At 72.2% G+C, this 17,077-nt stretch carries 18 protein-coding genes; 12 read left to right on the top strand and 6 right to left on the bottom strand.

What is annotated here, in order from left to right; genetic code table 11:
- Positions 1–6 precede the first annotated feature (6 nt).
- Genes purL through K3554_RS11945 form a run of 3 tightly spaced genes read right to left on the bottom strand, consistent with a single transcriptional unit; the run spans position 7 to position 3,573 of the window.
- Positions 7–2,163, bottom strand: a complete 2,157-nt coding sequence (gene purL / locus K3554_RS11955) for a phosphoribosylformylglycinamidine synthase subunit PurL (protein WP_259940547.1) — start codon at positions 2,161–2,163, stop codon at positions 7–9.
- Between the two features lie 29 nt (positions 2,164–2,192).
- Positions 2,193–2,942, bottom strand: a complete 750-nt coding sequence (locus tag K3554_RS11950; RefSeq protein ID WP_259940545.1) for a DUF1638 domain-containing protein — start codon at positions 2,940–2,942, stop codon at positions 2,193–2,195.
- Positions 2,943–2,955: 13 nt separating this feature from the next.
- Positions 2,956–3,573, bottom strand: coding sequence for a glutathione S-transferase family protein (locus K3554_RS11945; RefSeq protein WP_259940543.1), 618 nt, complete (start codon positions 3,571–3,573; stop codon positions 2,956–2,958).
- A 115-nt stretch (positions 3,574–3,688) separates the two neighbouring features.
- Here K3554_RS11945 and K3554_RS11940 point away from each other — a divergent pair, with 115 nt between their 5' ends.
- The 7 genes from K3554_RS11940 to K3554_RS11910 all read left to right on the top strand — a co-directional run bounded on the left by K3554_RS11940 (position 3,689) and on the right by K3554_RS11910 (position 9,765).
- A complete protein-coding gene (locus K3554_RS11940) occupies positions 3,689–4,879 on the top strand; it encodes an ABC transporter substrate-binding protein (protein ID WP_259940540.1) in 1,191 nt (396 codons plus the stop codon).
- A gap of 65 nt (positions 4,880–4,944) precedes the next feature.
- The gene (locus tag K3554_RS11935) at positions 4,945–5,724 is read left to right on the top strand and encodes an ABC transporter ATP-binding protein (RefSeq protein ID WP_259940539.1); all 780 of its coding nucleotides are present in this window, start codon (positions 4,945–4,947) and stop codon (positions 5,722–5,724) included.
- The gene (locus K3554_RS11930; RefSeq protein ID WP_259940537.1) at positions 5,721–6,557 is read left to right on the top strand and encodes an ABC transporter ATP-binding protein; all 837 of its coding nucleotides are present in this window, start codon (positions 5,721–5,723) and stop codon (positions 6,555–6,557) included. The genes K3554_RS11935 and K3554_RS11930 overlap by 4 nt, the downstream gene beginning before the upstream one ends.
- Positions 6,550–7,038 (top strand): hypothetical protein, encoded by a 489-nt coding sequence (locus tag K3554_RS11925; protein WP_259940534.1) that lies wholly within the window; start codon positions 6,550–6,552, stop codon positions 7,036–7,038. Before K3554_RS11930 ends, K3554_RS11925 begins: the two co-directional genes overlap by 8 nt.
- Positions 7,038–7,457 carry a hypothetical protein gene (locus K3554_RS11920; protein ID WP_259940530.1) on the top strand — a complete coding sequence of 140 codons (420 nt, stop codon included), beginning with the start codon at positions 7,038–7,040 and terminating at the stop codon, positions 7,455–7,457. The genes K3554_RS11925 and K3554_RS11920 overlap by 1 nt, the downstream gene beginning before the upstream one ends.
- The gene (locus tag K3554_RS11915; protein ID WP_259940528.1) at positions 7,457–8,467 is read left to right on the top strand and encodes a branched-chain amino acid ABC transporter permease; all 1,011 of its coding nucleotides are present in this window, start codon (positions 7,457–7,459) and stop codon (positions 8,465–8,467) included. Before K3554_RS11920 ends, K3554_RS11915 begins: the two co-directional genes overlap by 1 nt.
- On the top strand, positions 8,464–9,765 hold the full coding sequence (locus tag K3554_RS11910) for a branched-chain amino acid ABC transporter permease (protein ID WP_259940525.1): 1,302 nt from the start codon (positions 8,464–8,466) through the stop codon (positions 9,763–9,765). Before K3554_RS11915 ends, K3554_RS11910 begins: the two co-directional genes overlap by 4 nt.
- 238 nt (positions 9,766–10,003) lie before the next feature.
- Here the strand turns inward: K3554_RS11910 and K3554_RS11905 are convergent, their stop codons facing one another.
- Positions 10,004–10,657 (bottom strand): SDR family oxidoreductase, encoded by a 654-nt coding sequence (locus K3554_RS11905; protein ID WP_259940523.1) that lies wholly within the window; start codon positions 10,655–10,657, stop codon positions 10,004–10,006.
- A 101-nt stretch (positions 10,658–10,758) separates the two neighbouring features.
- Here K3554_RS11905 and K3554_RS11900 point away from each other — a divergent pair, with 101 nt between their 5' ends.
- A complete protein-coding gene (locus K3554_RS11900) occupies positions 10,759–11,331 on the top strand; it encodes a biotin transporter BioY (RefSeq protein ID WP_259940521.1) in 573 nt (190 codons plus the stop codon).
- Between the two features lie 55 nt (positions 11,332–11,386).
- Here the strand turns inward: K3554_RS11900 and K3554_RS11895 are convergent, their stop codons facing one another.
- A complete protein-coding gene (locus K3554_RS11895; protein ID WP_259940518.1) occupies positions 11,387–11,788 on the bottom strand; it encodes a DUF1284 domain-containing protein in 402 nt (133 codons plus the stop codon).
- Complete coding sequence (locus K3554_RS11890) at positions 11,785–12,963, bottom strand: cytochrome b/b6 domain-containing protein (protein WP_259940515.1); 1,179 nt, start codon at positions 12,961–12,963, stop codon at positions 11,785–11,787. The genes K3554_RS11895 and K3554_RS11890 overlap by 4 nt, the downstream gene beginning before the upstream one ends.
- 91 nt (positions 12,964–13,054) lie before the next feature.
- Between K3554_RS11890 and K3554_RS11885 the strand changes: the two genes are divergently transcribed.
- From K3554_RS11885 to K3554_RS11870, 4 genes are all read left to right on the top strand, one after another.
- A complete protein-coding gene (locus K3554_RS11885; RefSeq protein WP_259940512.1) occupies positions 13,055–13,870 on the top strand; it encodes a TIGR00282 family metallophosphoesterase in 816 nt (271 codons plus the stop codon).
- 13 nt (positions 13,871–13,883) lie between these two features.
- Complete coding sequence (locus K3554_RS11880; RefSeq protein WP_259940510.1) at positions 13,884–15,665, top strand: SLC13 family permease; 1,782 nt, start codon at positions 13,884–13,886, stop codon at positions 15,663–15,665.
- A gap of 28 nt (positions 15,666–15,693) precedes the next feature.
- On the top strand, positions 15,694–16,221 hold the full coding sequence (locus K3554_RS11875) for a hypothetical protein (RefSeq protein ID WP_259940508.1): 528 nt from the start codon (positions 15,694–15,696) through the stop codon (positions 16,219–16,221).
- A gap of 79 nt (positions 16,222–16,300) precedes the next feature.
- Positions 16,301–17,041: a YebC/PmpR family DNA-binding transcriptional regulator gene (locus tag K3554_RS11870; RefSeq protein ID WP_259940505.1), complete on the top strand. Its 741-nt coding sequence runs from the start codon at positions 16,301–16,303 to the stop codon at positions 17,039–17,041.
- The last annotated feature ends 36 nt before the right edge of the window (positions 17,042–17,077 follow it).

Here is a 17,077-nt window from a genome sequence, read left to right as displayed (position 1 = left end):
GTTCGCCTACCCGAACAACTCCGCGAACCGGCCGCGGAACAGCTTCGAGAGCGGAGCGAGGGGGGCGGAGTCCGCCCCCAGCGTCACCGCGTCGCCGCCGAACTGGCCGACCATGACGAGGGGGACGTCGGCCTCGCCGGCGTGCTCCATTAGCGTCTCGGCGGCCTCCAGCGTCGCGGCGATGAGGTAGCGGCCCTGGTCCTCGCCGAAGAGCGCGGGGATGCCCTCGACGTCGAGGGCGACGCCGACGCCGTGGGCCTCGGCCAGCGTGAAGGCGGCGAGGGCGAGGCCGCCGTCGGAGAGGTCGGTGCAGGCCGAGACGAGGGCGCGGTTCTCGAGCAGCCACTCGCCGTGGGCGCGCTCGGCGGCGAGGTCCACGGGCGGTGCGTCGCCGGCTTCCACCCCCAGCTCTTCGAGCAGCGCGGAGCGGCCCATGTGCGTGCCCTCGGCGCCGAGCAGGAGGGCCACCATGCCGTCGCGCACGGGCGCGTCGATGCGCGCCGCCAACGGCTCCACGATGCCTACGGCGCCGATGGTGGGCGTGGGGTCGATGCCCGTGCCGTCGGTCTCGTTGTAGAGCGAGACGTTGCCCGAGACGACCGGGGTGCCGAGCGCGCGGCAGGCCTCGCCGATGCCCTCGATGGCGCCCACGAACTGGCCCATGATGCGGGGCTTCTCGGGGTTGCCGAAGTTGAGGTTGTCGGTCACCGCGAGCGGGCGCGCGCCGCGGGCGACGAGGTTGCGGTAGGCCTCGGCCACGGCTTGGCGTCCGCCCTCGCGGGGGTTCGCGAGCACGTAGCGGGGCGTGACGTCCGCGGTGAAGGCGAGGCCGGTGTCGGTGCCGTGGACGCGCACGACGCCGGCGTCGCGGCCCGGCAGCACCACGGTGTCGGCGCCGACCTGGGTGTCGTACTGGCGGATCACCCAGTCGCGCGCGCAGTGGTTCGGGCTGCCCACGAGGGTGCGGAGGGCCTCGATGGCGCCGATCTCGGGCACCTCGACGTGGGCGTCCGCCGCCGGCGTCGGCTCCCACGGGCGGTCGTACTCGGGGGCCGAGGAGGCGAGGGTGGAGAGGGGCAGGTCGGCGACCGTCTCCCCCCGGTGGACGATGAGGAACCGGTCCTCGGCGATCGTCTCGCCCACCACGGCGAAGTCGAGGTCCCACTTCTCGAACACCGCGCGGGCCTCGGCCTCCAAGCTGGGGTCGAGCACCATGAGCATGCGCTCCTGGCTCTCCGACAGCATCATCTCGTAGGCGGTCATGTCGCGCTCGCGCTGGGGCACGGCGTCGAGGTCGAGGCGGATCCCGAGACCCCCTTTGTCGCCCATCTCGACGGCGGAGCAGGTGAGGCCCGCGGCGCCCATGTCCTGGATCGAGACCACGGCGCCGGTCTCCATCAGCTCCAGCGTGGCCTCCATCAGGCGCTTCTCGGTGAACGGGTCGCCCACCTGCACCGTGGGGCGCTTCTCCTCGATGGTGTCGTCGAACTCGGCCGAGGCCATGGTGGCGCCGCCGACGCCGTCGCGGCCCGTCTTGGCGCCGAGGTAGACCACGGGACGGCCCACGCCCGAGGCGGCGGAGTAGAAGATGGCGTCCGCGCGGGCGATGCCGGCGGCGAAGGCGTTCACGAGGCAGTTGCCGTCGTAGGACGCGTGGAAGCGCACCTCGCCGCCCACGGTGGGCACGCCGAAGCAGTTGCCGTAGCCGCCCACGCCCTCGACCACGCCATGGACGAGGGAGGGGGTCTTGGGATGCTCGGGGCGCCCGAAGCTGAGCGCGTTCATGGCGGCGACGGGGCGCGCGCCCATGGTGAACACGTCGCGCAGGATGCCGCCCACGCCGGTGGCGGCGCCCTGGTAGGGCTCGATGTAGGAGGGGTGGTTGTGGCTCTCCATCTTGAAGACGCAGGCCAGCCCGTTCCCGATGTCCACGATCCCTGCGTTCTCGCCGGGGCCGCAGATAACCTGCGGTCCTTCCGTGGGCAGGGTGCGGAGCCACTTCTTCGAGGACTTGTAGGAGCAGTGCTCGTTCCACATGGCCGAGAAGATGCCCAGCTCCGTGAACGAGGGCTCGCGGCCCATGATCTCTAGGATGCGGTCGTACTCGCTCGGCGAGAGGCCGTGGGCGGCGACGAGCTCGGGGGTGATGGCGGGGTCGGACATGGGTGCGGCTCCGGTGGGTCGGCGCCCCCTTACGCGTCGTCCGCGCCGGGGTCCACGGGCAGGGCCTCGCGCAGGGCGACGTCGAAGGGCGCGAGGCCGGTGGGGCGGCGCTCGTAGCGCAGTCCCAGCGCGTCGGCGGCGGCGCGCGCCTTCGCGTCCAGCGCGGCGTCGTCGGTCTGGGCGAGGTAGACCAGCCGGCGGTAGTGGCCGAAGTAGGTGCCCCGCAGCTCCGGGTGGCGGTCGAGGCCGAGGGGCTTCGTGACGAAGGCGTCGAACTGCCGGGCCAGGAAGTCGGTGAGGTAGAAGGCGTCGATCTCGCCCCGGGCGGCGAAGGCGTCCACGCCCTCGAAGAAGGCGTAGCAATGGGCGCCGGGCAGCATCCGGGCGCCGATGCGGGCGCATAAGGCTTCCAAAGCGCCGCCGGTGCCGCAGTCCGCGTAGGCCACCACCACGGCGCCGTAGCCCGCCGCACGCTCGGCCACCGCGCGCTCCACCGCGGGGGCGATGCGTTCGGGGTGGTTGTGGAGGATCGCGGGGAGGCAGTGGAGGTCGACGTGGCCGAGGCCGGGCTGGGCGGTGAGGGCGAGGATCTCGCGCGCGAGGGCGCCGCAGGCGATGGCGAGGACGCGGCCCGCGCGGTCGACGGCCGGCGCCACCTCCAGCCCGCGCCCGGTTAGCGCCTCATCCGAGAGGGCGGGCGCGTCGGGGGGGGAACCCGGCCCGGGGCGCGCGGCGGCGGCGAGGCGCGCCGCGCGTCCGCCGCGCCGCGGGGCGCTCATGCCGCCCCGCCGGTCATGCCGCTCCGTGGTGGGCGAGGGCGCGCGCGGCGGCGGGCCGGGCGGCCACGGCCCGTCCGTGTGCGGCGAGGCGGGGGAAGCGCGCGAGGTCGACGCCGTCGCCGGGCAGCCAGCGCGCGATCGCATAAAGGTGGAGGTCGGCCACCGAGAACGCGCCGTGGAGCCACGGGCATTCGCCGAGCCGCTCCTCCGCCTCGGCGGCGGCGGCGCCCATGGTCTCGGGCACCTTGGCCTGCATGGAGGCGTGGGCGGCCGGATCGTCGCTCCAGCGGTGGCCGCGCATGCGGTGGGCGTGGGCGACGTGCACCGTGGAGGCGAGCCACGCCATCGTCTCGCGCACGCGGGCGCGGGGCCACGCGCCGTCGGGCATCAGCGCCGCCTCCGGGGCGAGGGCGGCCACGTGCTCAAGGATCGCGGGCGTCTCGGTCAGCGCGCCCTCGGGCGTCTCCAGGACAGGGACGCGACCCTTGGGGTTGAGGGCCAGGAACGCCGGCCCGCGCTGGGCGGCGGCGGCGAAGTCGACCCAGGCGAGGCGGTGGGGAAGCGCGGCCTCCTCGAGGGCCATGTGGGCGGCGAGCGCGACCGTGCCGCGGGCGAGGTGGAGCGTCAGCATGGCCGCAGGTGGCCGCGCGGGGGTGCCCGAAGCAAGCCCGGAATCGCGCTTTTCAAACGATGCGCCCCGTGCGTAGGGTCCGCGCAGGACAACGTTCCGACCAGGGAGACACGACATGAAGAAGTTCCTCTTGGCCTCCGCGGCCACCGTCGCGGCCACGGCCGCCTTCGCCGACGCCCACTCGCCCGTGAAGGTCGGCGTGATCCTCGGCTTCACCGGCCCGCTCGAATCGCTGGCGCCCACGATGGCCGCCGGCGCCGAGCTGGCGATGAGCGAGGTGACGGACTCGGGCATGCTGCTCGACGGCGTCGCGATCGAGCCCGTGCGCGGCGACTCCACCTGCATCGACGCCGCCGCCGCCACCACCGCCGCCGAGCGGATGGTCACGTCGGACGGCGTGAAGGGCATCATGGGCGCGGACTGCTCGGGCGTGACCGGCGCGATCCTCGCCAACGTGGCCGTGCCCAACGGCATCGTGCAGATCTCGCCCTCGGCCACGAGCCCGGGCCTGTCCACGGCCGAGGACAACGGCCTGTTCTTCCGCACCGCCCCCTCGGACGCGCGCCAGGGCGTGATCATGTCCGAGATCCTCATGGAGGAGGGCATCGAGTCGGTGGCGCTGACCTACACCAACAACGACTACGGCAAGGGCCTCGCGGACGCGTTCCAGTCGGCCTTCGAGGAGGCCGGCGGCGAGGTCACGATCTCGGCGGCGCACACCGACGGCAAGGCGGACTACTCGTCCGAGGTCGGCGCGCTCTCGGCGGGCGGCGGCGACATCCTCGTGGTGGCCGGCTACGTCGACCAGGGCGGCTCGGGCATCGTGCGCGCGGCGCTCGATTCGGGCGCGTTCGACCGGTTCTACTTCCCGGACGGCATGATCGCCCAGGCGCTGGAGGACAACTTCGGCACCGAGATCGACGGCTCGCTCGGCGCCAACCCCGGCACCGACAGCCCCGGCGCCAAGCGCTACCAGGAGATGGCCACCGAGGCCGGCTACGACGGCACCCAGCCCTTCTCGGCCGAGAGCTACGACGCCGCGGCCCTGATCATGCTGTCCATGCAGGCCGCCGGATCGTCGGACCCGCAGGTCTACAAGGACCACGTGATGGACGTGGCCAACGCGCCGGGCGAGGAGATCCTGCCGGGCGAGCTGGAGAAGGCGCTGCAGATCCTCAAGGACGGCGGCGAGATCGACTACGTGGGCGCCACGGCCGTGGAGCTGATCGGACCGGGCGAGTCGGCCGGCAACTACCGCCAGGTGACCTTCACCGACGGCGCGCTGGAGGTGGTCGGCTACCGCTGATCGCCACCGCCCGAAGGCAGCGGCCCCGGCACCCGCCGGGGCCGTTCGCGCAAGGAGGATTCCCGATGATCGAGGTCCACGACCTCCACAAGCACTTCGGCGGCTTCCGCGCCGTGGACGGCGCCTCGCTGCGGATCGAGGAGGGCTCGATCACGGGGCTGATCGGACCCAACGGCGCCGGGAAGACCACGCTCTTCAACGTGATCGCCGGGCGGCTGCCGCCCACTTCGGGACGCGTCACGATGGGCGGCGAGGACATCACCGGCCTGCCGCCGCACGACCTGTTCCACCTCGGCCTCCTGCGCACCTTCCAGATCGCCCACGAGTTCGGCTCGATGACGGTGCGCGAGAACCTGATGATGGTGCCCGGCGGGCAGACCGGCGAGAGCATCTGGAGCACTTGGACCAAGCGCCGCGCCATCCGCGAGGAGGAGCGGGCGCTGGCCCGCAAGGCCGACGAGGTCCTCGACTTCCTGACCGTCTCGCACCTCGCGGACGAGAAGGCGGGCAACCTTTCGGGCGGGCAGAAGAAGCTCTTGGAGCTGGGCCGCACCATGATGGTGGACGCCCGGATCGTGTTCCTCGACGAGGTCGGCGCGGGCGTGAACCGCACGCTTCTGAACACCATCGGCGACGCGATCCTGCGGCTGAACGCGGAGCGCGGCTACACCTTCGTGGTGATCGAGCACGACATGGATTTCATCGGCCGCATCTGCGACCCGGTCATCTGCATGGCCGAGGGCCACGTGCTGGCCGAAGGCTCGCTGGCCGAGATCAAGGCCGACGAGCGGGTGATCGAGGCGTATCTCGGCACCGGCCTCAAGAACAAGGATCAGGTCGCATGAGCGACGAGAACCCCTGGGCCGAGGACAGGGGCAACAACGACGCCTCGATCACGCGCAAGGGCGGCGGGAGCGGGCAGCTCCACCGCGGCTCGATCCCCGCCGAGGCCGACCGGCCCCACGAGCAGGACGCGTTCCTGATCGGCGAGGGGATGACGGGCGGCTACGGCACCGGCGCCGACATCCTCCATAGCTGCACCATAGCGGTGGACCCGGGCGAGATCGCCGTGATCGTAGGCCCGAACGGGGCCGGCAAGTCGACGGCCATGAAGGCCGTGTTCGGGATGCTGAACCTGCGCCAGGGCGGCGTGCGGCTGGATGGTGAGGACATCACCGCGCTCTCGCCCCAAGACCGGGTGGCGAAGGGCATGGGCTTCGTGCCCCAGACCTCGAACATCTTTACCACGATGACCGTGGAAGAGAACCTGGAGATGGGCGCCTTCATCCGGCGCGACGACTACCGCGAGACCATGGAACAGGTGTACGACCTGTTCCCGATCCTGCGCGAGAAGCGCCGCCAGCCGGCGGGCGAGCTGTCGGGCGGCCAGCGCCAGCAGGTCGCCGTGGGCCGGGCGCTGATGACGAAGCCCAAGGTGCTCATGCTCGACGAGCCGACGGCCGGCGTCTCGCCGATCGTGATGGACGAGCTGTTCGACCGCATCATCGAGGTGGCCCGCACCGGCATCCCGATCCTCATGGTCGAGCAGAACGCCCGGCAGGCGCTGAACATCGCCGACAAGGGCTACGTGCTGGTGCAGGGGCGGAATGCGTTCACGGGGACGGGAAAGGCGCTGATGGAGGACGACGAGGTCCGCCGGAGCTTCCTCGGTGGGTAGGGCGGGGCTCGCGCACCGCGCCCCGGACCTGCTCCGGGGCCTCCGGGGGACGCTTGCGGCCGCTTCGGCATCGCTCGCGCTTCTTCTGGGAACGGCCACCCCCACCCTCGCCGAGGGCTTCTCCGAGCGCTGCACCGCCGCCACCGTTTGCTCGCTGGAGGGCTGCGCGGCCGAGGCGCTGGAGTTCGCAATGGAGACGATCCTGCCGCCCGAGGTGGAGGGCGAGGACGCCGACGGGGCCGAGGGCGGCGCCGAGGCGCGGTTCGTCCACTGGGAGGGCACGAAGCTGCCCGTGCTCTCGACCGACCTATCGGCCCGGCTGTGGGTCTCCGAGGACGGGGCCGAGAGCTTCGCCCTGAGCTACATCTTCAACGCGACGCTCGAGCCGCTCGACTACGCCGAGTTCGCGCTCATGCGGACCCCGCTCGCGGGTCGCATGGGCGACGTGCGCGTCCACTACGGAATCTGCGAGCCTGCCTGATGGAACCACTCAACGCCCTCGTGACCCTCGCCAACTTCGTGCTGATCCCGGCCACCGCCTACGGTGCCTTGCTGTTGACTGCCGAACCTGCGCTCGCAGGACCAGTCAGCTACGTCTGCGAATTCTATGAAGAGTGCAGCCGGGCTACATGCGAACAAAAGCAGATGAACCTAACATTCTTCATCGAAGCTAGCGGTGCAGGTGACGCCTACATGCAGGGAAATGTAGGCTTGGTTCGGGTGTTCCCGGTCGCTGGTGATTCTGGCATTTCGTTCATCGAGCCCCTGACTGCTGGATCGGTACAATCGACCACAATTCTCACGGACGGCGCGGCCATCCATTCTAGACATACCCAGCTACTTGGCGAGTTCGTCCCGTCGCAATGGTTCGGGACCTGCAACTTTTTCGGGGGAAACTGATGGAACCCCTCAACGCCCTCGTGACCCTCGCCAACTTCGTGCTGATCCCGGCCACCGCCTACGGTGCGCAGCTGGCCCTCGGCGCGCTGGGGGTCACGCTGATCTACGGCATCCTGCGCTTCTCGAACTTCGCCCACGGCGACACCATGGCCTTCGGCACCATGGGGGTGATCCTGCCCACCTGGGCCATGCAGTCCGCTGGCATCGGCCTCGGACCGCTGCCCACCGCCCTCCTCGCGCTGCCCATCGGCATCGCCGTGGCGGCGGCCCTCGTGCTGGGCACCGACCGGCTGGTGTACCGGTTCTACCGGCGCAAGCGCGCGGCGCCCGTGATCTTCGTGATCGCCTCGCTGGGGGTCATGTTCGTCTACAACGGCCTGACCCGCTTCGTCATTGGCCCCGACGACCAGCAGTTCGCGGACGGCGAGCGGTTTCTGATGACCGCGCGCGACTTCCGGACGCTCACCGGGCTCGACGAGGGGCTGGCGCTGAAGACCACGCAGGTCATCACCATCGTGGTAGCGGTGATCGTGGTGATCGCCCTGTTCTGGTTCCTGAACCGCACCCGCACCGGCAAGTCCATGCGCGCCTACTCGGACAACGAGGACCTGGCCCTCCTGTCCGGCATCAACCCCGAGCGCGTCGTGGTCATCACCTGGCTGATCGTGGCCGGGCTGGCGACGGTGGCGGGCACGCTCTACGGCCTCGACAAGACGTTCAAGCCGTTCACCTACTTCCAGCTCCTCCTGCCCATCTTCGCGGCCGCCATCGTCGGCGGCCTGGGGAGCCCGCTGGGGGCCATCGCCGGGGGCTTCGTGATCGCCTTCGCGGAGATCACGATCACCTACCCGCTCAAGAAGGTGCTGGGCTACGCGCTGCCCGAGGCGCTGGAGCCGGACGGCTTGGTGCAGCTCCTGTCGACCGACTACAAGTTCGCGGTCTCGTTCGTGATCCTGCTGATCGTCCTCCTCATCAAGCCGACCGGCCTCTTCGCGGGGAAATCCGTATGAGCACCATTCGTCCGCGCGACCTCGCGCTCTTCGCCTTCGTGGCCGTGCTGTTCGTCGGCACCGGCCTCGTGCAGTCCTGGAACGTCTCGCTGACCGTCCTGAACATGGGGCTGATCTCGGCCATCATGGCGCTGGGCGTGAACATGCAGTGGGGCTACGCGGGGCTCTTCAACGTGGGCGTGATGGGCTTCGTGGCCCTCGGCGGCCTCGGCGCGGTGCTGGTGTCCATGCCGCCCGTGGGCGAGGCCTGGGCGGCGGGCGGCCTGCGCGTCGTAGGCGGCCTCCTGATGGGGGCGGCCACGGTGGTGGCGGCGATCATGGCGTGGCGGCACCTCCGGCGCTTCCGCACGCTGGCGGTGCTGGCGATCCTCGTGGTCGGCTTCATCCTGTTCCGCGCCGTGTTCGATCCGGGCGTTGCCGCCGTGGAGGCGGTCAGCCCCGCGACCACGGGGTATCTCGGCGGCCTCGGCCTGCCGATCATCCTCGGCTGGCCCGTGGGCGGGCTGCTGGCGGCCGGGGCTGCCTGGATCGTGGGCAAGACGGCGCTGGGCCTGCGCTCGGACTACCTGGCCATCGCCACGCTGGGGATCGCGGAGATCGTGATCCAGATCATGTGGAACGAGGACTGGCTGGCGCGCGGCGTGAAGAACGTGATCGGCCTGCCGCGCCCCGTGCCTTACGAGATCGACCTGCAGTCCTCGCGCGCGTTCAACGAGTTCGTCACCGAGTGGGGCTGGGACCCCGTAACCGCCTCCACCATTGCGGTGAAGCTGGCCTATGCGGGGCTGTTCGCGGTGGTGCTGGCGGTGCTGATCTGGCTTGCGCAGGCGGCGCTGGCCTCGCCCTGGGGGCGGATGATGCGGGCGATCCGCGACAACGAGGTGGCCGCCGAGGCCATGGGCAAGGACGTCACGCGCCGGCACCTGCAGGTGTTCATCCTAGGGAGCGCCGTGTGCGGGCTGGCGGGGGCGATGATGACCACGCTGGACGGGCAGCTGACGCCGTCGAGCTATCAGCCGCTGCGCTTCACGTTCCTGGTCTGGGTGATGGTGATCGTGGGCGGGTCCGGCAACAACTGGGGCGCCGTGCTGGGCGGCTTCCTGATCTGGTGGCTCTGGGTTCAGGTGGAGCCGCTGGGCGCGCTCCTGATGCAGGCGGTGACGGCCGGAATGGCGGACGGCTCGTGGCTGAAGGGGCATCTGCTGGATGCCGCGGCGCACATGCGGCTGCTGACGATGGGGCTGATTCTGCTGCTGGTGCTCAGGTTCTCGCCGCGGGGGCTGATTCCGGAGCGGTAAGCACCGGTCCGGCCGCAGGCCGGACGGATCGGTCCAGTGGACCGATCCGAGGCGCGAACGCGGCCCCGCACCGGCGGGGTCGCCGGATTTGGAGCTCCCCGGCGTTGCGCCGGGGTCTCTGCGTCGAGCGTGCGCCACGCTCCGAAGCGGCAGCGACAAGGTTCGGGCCGAGGCCCCGGCGCAAGGCCGGAGCGTGGTGCGCCGCGGTGGCAGTCGGTTACAGCTCCACAGGGCGGCCCTAAAGCCCGACGCTCTCCAGCAGCCGCGCCGCCTCGTCGTCGGGGGAGGCGAGCGCCGAGCGGTCCTCGCCGGGGTGGAAGCGCGCGCGGGTCGCGGTGGCGGTGGGGCGCGGCTGGAGGAGGTGGATCGCGGGCGATCCGGGGGTGACGGCCTCGGCCTGCCACGCCTCCACGGCCGCCCGCTGCGCCCACTTGGTGGCGAGGTAGGCGGAGGCGAACTTCGGCGGGCGGGGGTCGTCGAAGAACACCGCGTGCCCGCCGCCGCCCGCGCGCAGGAGGGGGGCGACGTAAGGAATGAGCCGCAGCGTGGCGGCGACGTTGGTGTCGATGGCCTTCTTGGCATCCCGCTCGTCCACCATCTCGGCCGGGGACAGGGGCGGCACGTGGACCGCGGCGTGGACCCATACGTTGATCCCCCCCCAGCGGTCGTGGATCGAGCGGCAGAGGTGCTGCATGGCGCCCACGTCCGTCACGTCCATCGGCGCGAGGGTGGCCGAGCTGCCCGCCGCCTGGATGCGGTCGTCGAGCGCTTCGAGCCCGCCTTGGGTGCGCGCCACGGCGACGACGTGGTGGCCGCGGGCGGCGAGGCGCAGGGCGGCGGCGGCGCCGAGGCCGCGCGAGGCGCCTGTGACGAGGGCGAGAGGTTCGGTCATGGGGCGGGGCCGTGCCACGGGGCGCGCCGGGCCGCAAGCGCCGCAAGCGTTGACACCCCCCGGCGGCGGGCGGAAAAGGACGCGACGTCTTGGAGGTGGATATGACGCTGACTTCGATGGCCCTCGGGCAGATGAACTGGACGAAGCGCGCCGCGCTCGCGGTCGCCGGCTCGGTGCTGATCGCGCTGGCCGCGCAGGTCTCCGTGCCCTTCTACCCGGTGCCCATGACGCTGCAGACGCTGGCCGTGCTGTTCGTCGGCCTCGCCTTCGGCGCGCGCATGGGCGCGGCCACGGTGGCGCTGTACCTCGCGGAAGGCCTCGCGGGCCTGCCGGTGTTCGCGAACGGCATGAACGGCGTGGCCTTCGCCGGCCCGACCGCGGGCTTCCTCGTGGGCTTCGTGGCGATGGCCGCGATCGCGGGCCTCGCCGCCGGGCGCGGGCTGGCCGCGATGATCGGCGCGGCGCTGGTGGCGTCGGCCGTGCTGTATGTGTTCGGCCTCGCCTGGCCGATGGGCGTGGCGGGCGCGCTGGGCGTGGGCGTCTGGGGGCAGGACCTGGCGACGGGCGAGTTGCTGGGCGCGTTCATGACGCCGTTCCTGCTCGGGGATGCGATCAAGGCGGTGCTGGCGGCGGTGATCGTCGCGGGCGGCGTGAAGGCGCTGCACCGCGCCTGATCGGACCTGACGGAATCGGAGGGGGCGGTGCCGCGAGGCGCGGCCCCTCTTCGTTTCAGCGCGCGCGCAGCTCGGCCAACGCGCCCCGGCAGAGGCCGAGGGGGAGCCAGCGGCAGCCCTCGCAGAGCCGGTCCAGGTCCTCGGGGACGACGCGCTCGGCGGCGCGGCGTTCCAGCGCGGTCCAGTCGTGGCGTTCACCCGGCGCGATGCCGAGCGCCTCTGAGTGGGCGGCGTCGAGACGCGCGATGGCGGCATCCGCCTCGCAGCCGGCGCCGCGGCGGCGGGGGCAGGGGGCGCAGATGGCGTCAGCCTCGCCGGTGATCCACACGCGGGCGCCCGCGCGCAGGCCGCCCACCACGCGTGCCATGTTGCCGACGAAGCCGTCGTCGTAGCCGCGGCCCCGGAAGCCGATGGCGCAGAGCACGTGGTGGGGACGCAGGGCGATGTCTTCGGTCACGGGGCCTCCCGGGTGGCGACCAGGGCGAAGCGCAGGCGCACGGCGTGGCCCACGTTCGCGTCCTCGGGGTAGGACGCGCCGATGCCGAAGGCCAGCCGGTCGAGCGTCGCCTCGCCGTTGGCGGTGGCGCGGTCCCCGTCCAGGTGGAGCGCGAAGGGCAGGGCGAGGGGCAGCACGACGCCGCGCAGGGCGAGGGTGCCGTCGGCGACCAGCCCCGCGCCCTCGGGGCGGATCGTGGCGCGGAACGTGGCGGTGGGATGGGCAGCGGCGTCGAGGAACTCGGGCGCGGCGGCCTCCGTGGACACGGCGCCGACGCGGAGCGAAGCCACGTCGACGCGGACGTCCACCGTGCCGGTGCGGGCCTCGGGGTCGTAGTCGATCGCCGCCGTCCAGCGGTCGAACGTGCCCTCCACCTCCGCGCCCATCTGGCGGACCACGATGCCGAGCGTGCCGCTCTCGACCTGCCACCCGCTGGCGGGGGCCGGGGCGATGGCGGCGACCGGCGCGCGGGTGGGCGCGAGGGCGAGGCCGGCGACGACGGCGACGGCCCAGACGGCGATGGCGGCGAGGAGGGGGGCGCGGTCGCGGGGCGGCGGGGGCGGCTCGGGGGGCGCCCAGCCGTTCCACATCCGCGCGAGGGTGCCGTCGCGCTCGAGCGCGTGGCGCAGGGCGCCGGCGACGTGGAGCGCGACCGCCGCGAGGAGGACGCGGCCCGCCACCACGTGCAGCGCGGCCAGACGCTCGGGCCACGGCGCGGGCAGGGCGAGGGACTGGGGCACGGGCAAGAGGATCGGCGCGAAGCCCGGCATCGCGGCGTGGGCGAGCCAGCCGGACAGGGGGACCAGGACTAGCGCGCCGTAGAGCGTCCCGTGCACGGCGCGGGCGAGGCGCGTCTCCCACCGGCGCTCGGGGTGGAGGGGACGGGGGCGGGGCTGCGCGGCAGCCCAGGCGATGCGGGCGAGGGCGACGGCGAAGGCGGCGACGCCCACCGTCTTGTGCAGGCTGAAGAGCCGCGCCTTCCACGCCCACGCGGCGTCCGAGGCCAGCGGCGCCCACTGCGCGGCGAGGCCGAGCCCGACCGCGGAGGCGATCAGCAGCGCGACGCTCCAGTGGAAGGCGCGCTCCACGCGGCCGTAGGTGGCGGCGGTGTTTCCAGCAGTGCGCAGGTGCGGCATGGTGGCTCCTCTGGGCACGACGTAGCGCGTGGGGGAACGTGGCGCACGGGGGGCCTTCCGCCTCCGCGCCCCCTCGCGTATCGCACTCCTCATGCGCATCCTCTTCCTCGGCGACGTCATGGGCCGCGCGGGCCGCACCGCGCTCACCGCGGGCCTGCCCGCGCTGCGGGCCGAGCTGCGCCTCGACGCGGTGGTGGTGAACGCCGAGAACGCCTCGTCGGGGCGGGGGCTGAACGCGGCGCAGGCCAAGGCGATCCTGGAGTCCGGGGCCGACGCGATCACGTTGGGCGACCATGCCTTCGACCAGCGCGACATGATGCAGTTCATCGAGACCGAGCCGCGCGTGATCTGCCCCCTGAACTACGCCAAGGCCGCGCCGGGCCGGGGTGCGCGGGTGCTGGAGATCGCGGGTCGCCGCCTCCTGGTCGCGCAGGTGCTGGGGCAGGTGTTCATGTCGCGCACCTACGATGACCCGTTCTCGGCCGTGGACGCCGTGCTGCGCGCGGCCCCGCTGGGGGGCGCGGTGCAGGCCGCCCTGGTGGACGTGCACTGCGAGGCGACCAGCGAGAAGATGGCGATGGGGCACTTCTGCGACGGGCGCGCGAGCGTCGTCGTGGGCACGCACACCCACGTGCCCACGGCGGACGCGATGATCCTGCCGGGCGGCACCGCCTACCTGACCGACGCGGGCATGTGCGGCGACTACCACTCCGTGATCGGCATGGAGAAGACCGAGCCGCTGCGCCGCTTCGTGACCGGGATGACCAAGGCGCGCTTCGAGCCGGCGGGCGGCGAGGCGACGCTCTGCGGCCTCTTCGTGGAGACCGACGACGCCACCGGAAAGGCCCTGCACGCCGAGCCGGTGCGCCGGGGCGGGCGGCTGGCCCCCGCCGGGCCTGCGGCGTGAGGGGCGTCGGCGCGTGAACTGGCTCGACCTGCCGCAGGCGGCCGAGGCGTGGGTGGCGCTCGCCACCGTGGCGGCGATGTTCCTGCTGTTCCTGCGCGAGGTCTATCCCACCGAGGTGGTCGCGCTGGCAGGCGTGGCGTTCCTGCTGGCCACGGGCGTGCTGCCCTACGACGCGGCGCTCGGAGTGCTCTCCAACCCCGCGCCCTGGACCATCGGAGCGATGTTCCTCCTGATGGGCGCCCTCGTGCGCACCGGGGCGCTCGACGCGTTCACGCGCATGGCTGAGGGGCGGGCGCGCTCGCAGCCCAAGATGGCGATGGCGATGATCCTGGGCTTCGTGGTGCTGGCCTCGGGCTTCGTCGCCAACACGCCCGTGGTGGTGGTGATGATCCCGGTGATGGTGCAGCTCTCGGGCGTGCTGGGCACGGTGCCCTCGCGGCTGCTGATCCCGCTGAGCTACGCCTCGATCCTCGGCGGCATGCTGACGCTGATCGGCACGTCCACGAACCTGCTGGTCGACGGCGTGGCGCGGGCCGAGGGGCTGGAGCCGTTCACGATCTTCGAGGTGACGCCGCTGGCCGCCGTGCTGTGCGTCTGGGGCGTGCTCTACCTTTGGTTCATCGCGCCCCGCCTGATCCCGGAGCGCACCTCGATGGCGGCGATGCTGGGGGGCGACCGCAAGCGCTCAAAGTACTTCGCCGAGGCGGTGATCCCGCCCGATTCCAACCTGATCGGCCGCGACGTGAACGGGGTGCAGCTGTTCAAGCGACCCGGCGTGCGGCTGGTCGACGTGATCCGGGGCGACGTGAGCCTGCGGCGCACGCTCGACGACGTGCGGCTGCAGATGGGCGACCGGGTGGTGCTGCGCACCGAGATCGCCGAGCTCCTGAGCCTTCAGCGCGACCCCTCGCTCCGCCGCATCGACCAGCTCGGCGCCGTGGAGACGCGCACCGTGGAGGTGCTGGTGACGCCCGGCGCGCGTCTGGTTGGGCGCACCCTGGGCGTGCTGCGCCTGCGCCGCCGCTACGGGGTCTACCCGCTGGCCGTGCACCGGCGCGACCGCAACCTGCAGGGGCAGCTCGACGAGGTGGAGCTGCAGGTGGGCGACACGCTGCTGGTGGAGGGCGCCGAGGCCGACATCCACCGCTTCGCCGAGGACATGCGCCTGCAGGACATCGCCAATCCCGCCGCCGAGGCGTTCCGGCGCGAGAAGTTCTGGGTGCCCGTGGGCGCCATCGCCGCGCTGGTGACGCTGTCGGCCTTCGGCGCGGCGCCGATCCTGGCGCTGGCGGTGCTGGCCGTGGCGGTGGTGCTGCTGACCCGCTGCGTCGATGCCGAGGAGGCGTTCGGCTACGTGGAGGGGCGCTTGCTGGCGATGATCTTCGCGATGCTCGCCGTGGGCGCGGCGCTGCAGGCCTCGGGGGCCGTGACGATGATCGTGGACGCGGTGGCGCCCTGGCTGGGCACGCTGCCGGCGCCGCTGCTGATCTGGTCGATCTTCCTGCTGACCTCGGTGCTGACCGAGCTGGTCACCAACAACGCGGTGGCGGTGGTGATCACGCCCGTCGCCATCGGCCTCGCCGGGGCGCTGGGCATCGACCCGCGCCCCCTCGTGGTGGCCGTGATGGTGGCCGCCTCGGCTTCGTTCTCGACGCCGATCGGCTACCAGACGAACATGCTGGTCTACGGCCCGGGCGGATACCGGTTTACCGACTTCCTCCGCGCGGGTATCCCGCTGAACCTGAGCGTCGGCGTGCTGAGCGCGCTCGTCATCCCGCTGATCTGGCCCCTGTAGGGGCCCGCCGAACCGAAAGACCGCCCGCTTGAGACCGATCTCCGCCCTCCTCCTCGCCCCGCTCGCGCTCTCGGCCTGCATCGAGAGCCCCCTCACCGGCATGATGGACGGCACGCCGCGAATGCCCGAAGCCGGGCCTTCGGCGGAAACCCGCGTGGCCGACGTCCGCGTCACCGCGGCGCGCGCGACCTTCCTGATGTCCGACGGCGCGCGCTGCGTGGCGTTCCGCCCCGAGGGCGCGGAGTCGGGCTGGTCGGGCGTCACCTCGGAGTGCGGCTACTCGCTGCCCTTCGACGTGGTGTTCGCGATCGGCGGCGATCCGGGGCGGTTCACGCTCGAGGACGGCTTCGGCGTGGTCGGACCCGCCGGCGAGCCCGGCGCGCGGGCCGAGGTCTACGTCACCGACGTCGACGGCATCCGCAAGCTGTTCGTGCGGCCCATGCCCGAGGCCCTGTTCGAGGTGCCCGAGGCGGCCCCGGCGGCGGAGACGTCGGACGACTTCGTGGCGCCGGCGGACGGCACGTTCACGTCGGGCGTGCTCGAGATCGAAGGCTGACGACCCGCGCCGCGCGGGCCTTGCGGGGCCGGCGCCGCCCGCCCTATATCGCGCCGTCGCAGCAACGGGGGAGGGCGCCATGGCGGGCCACAGCAAATGGGCGAACATCCAGCACCGCAAGGGCCGGCAGGACAAGCTCAAGGCCAAGGTCTTCTCGCGCCTGTCGAAGGAGATCACCGTGGCCGCCAAGATGGGCGACCCGGACCCCGACAAGAACCCGCGCCTGCGCCTCGCCGTGAAGGAGGCCAAGTCCAACTCGATGCCCAAGGACAACATCGAGCGGGCGATCGCCAAGGCCACCGGGGGCGACGCCGAGAACTACGACGAGATCCGCTACGAGGGCTACGGCCCCAACGGCGTCGCGATCATCGTCGAGGCCATGACCGACAACCGCAACCGCACCGCCTCGTCGGTGCGCTCCACGTTCTCGAAGAACGGCGGCAACCTCGGTGAGACCGGCTCCGTGGGCTTCATGTTCGACCGCAAGGGGCAGGTGGTCTACCCGGCCTCGGTGGGCGACGAGGACACGGTGATGATGGCCGCCATCGAGGCGGGCGCCGAGGACGTGGAATCCGACGAGGAGTCCCACGTCGTGTGGTGCGCCGACACCGACCTGAACGCCGTCTCCACGGCGCTGGAGAAGCAGCTCGGCGAATCGGAGTCGACCAAGCTGGTCTGGCGCCCCCAGACTACCACGGAGCTGGACCTAGACGGCATGCAGCAGCTCATGAAGTTGATCGAGGCGCTCGAGGACGACGACGACGTGCAGAACGTCACCGCCAACTTCGAGGCGTCCGACGAGGTGATGGCGCAACTCTGAGGGGAGGGGCGGGGGAACCGCCCCTCATCCGGGCGG

The organism is Jannaschia sp. W003 (assembly GCF_025144335.1).
In the GTDB taxonomy this organism is placed as follows: domain Bacteria; phylum Pseudomonadota; class Alphaproteobacteria; order Rhodobacterales; family Rhodobacteraceae; genus Jannaschia.
This window is presented reverse-complemented; position numbering and strand designations above follow the sequence as displayed.

What these genes read in the sequence shown, in the direction of transcription:
- purL (WP_259940547.1), bottom strand. Translation starts at nt 2,163, where the DNA reads ATGTCCGACCCCGCCATCACCCCCGAGCTCGTCGCCGCCCACGGCCTC.
- K3554_RS11950 (WP_259940545.1), bottom strand. Translation starts at nt 2,942, where the DNA reads ATGAGCGCCCCGCGGCGCGGCGGACGCGCGGCGCGCCTCGCCGCCGCC.
- K3554_RS11945 (WP_259940543.1), bottom strand. Translation starts at nt 3,573, where the DNA reads ATGCTGACGCTCCACCTCGCCCGCGGCACGGTCGCGCTCGCCGCCCAC.
- K3554_RS11940 (WP_259940540.1), top strand. Translation starts at nt 3,689, where the DNA reads ATGAAGAAGTTCCTCTTGGCCTCCGCGGCCACCGTCGCGGCCACGGCC.
- K3554_RS11935 (WP_259940539.1), top strand. Translation starts at nt 4,945, where the DNA reads ATGATCGAGGTCCACGACCTCCACAAGCACTTCGGCGGCTTCCGCGCC.
- K3554_RS11930 (WP_259940537.1), top strand. Translation starts at nt 5,721, where the DNA reads ATGAGCGACGAGAACCCCTGGGCCGAGGACAGGGGCAACAACGACGCC.
- K3554_RS11920 (WP_259940530.1), top strand. Translation starts at nt 7,038, where the DNA reads ATGGAACCACTCAACGCCCTCGTGACCCTCGCCAACTTCGTGCTGATC.
- K3554_RS11915 (WP_259940528.1), top strand. Translation starts at nt 7,457, where the DNA reads ATGGAACCCCTCAACGCCCTCGTGACCCTCGCCAACTTCGTGCTGATC.
- K3554_RS11910 (WP_259940525.1), top strand. Translation starts at nt 8,464, where the DNA reads ATGAGCACCATTCGTCCGCGCGACCTCGCGCTCTTCGCCTTCGTGGCC.
- K3554_RS11905 (WP_259940523.1), bottom strand. Translation starts at nt 10,657, where the DNA reads ATGACCGAACCTCTCGCCCTCGTCACAGGCGCCTCGCGCGGCCTCGGC.
- K3554_RS11900 (WP_259940521.1), top strand. Translation starts at nt 10,759, where the DNA reads ATGACGCTGACTTCGATGGCCCTCGGGCAGATGAACTGGACGAAGCGC.
- K3554_RS11890 (WP_259940515.1), bottom strand. Translation starts at nt 12,963, where the DNA reads ATGCCGCACCTGCGCACTGCTGGAAACACCGCCGCCACCTACGGCCGC.
- K3554_RS11885 (WP_259940512.1), top strand. Translation starts at nt 13,055, where the DNA reads ATGCGCATCCTCTTCCTCGGCGACGTCATGGGCCGCGCGGGCCGCACC.
- K3554_RS11870 (WP_259940505.1), top strand. Translation starts at nt 16,301, where the DNA reads ATGGCGGGCCACAGCAAATGGGCGAACATCCAGCACCGCAAGGGCCGG.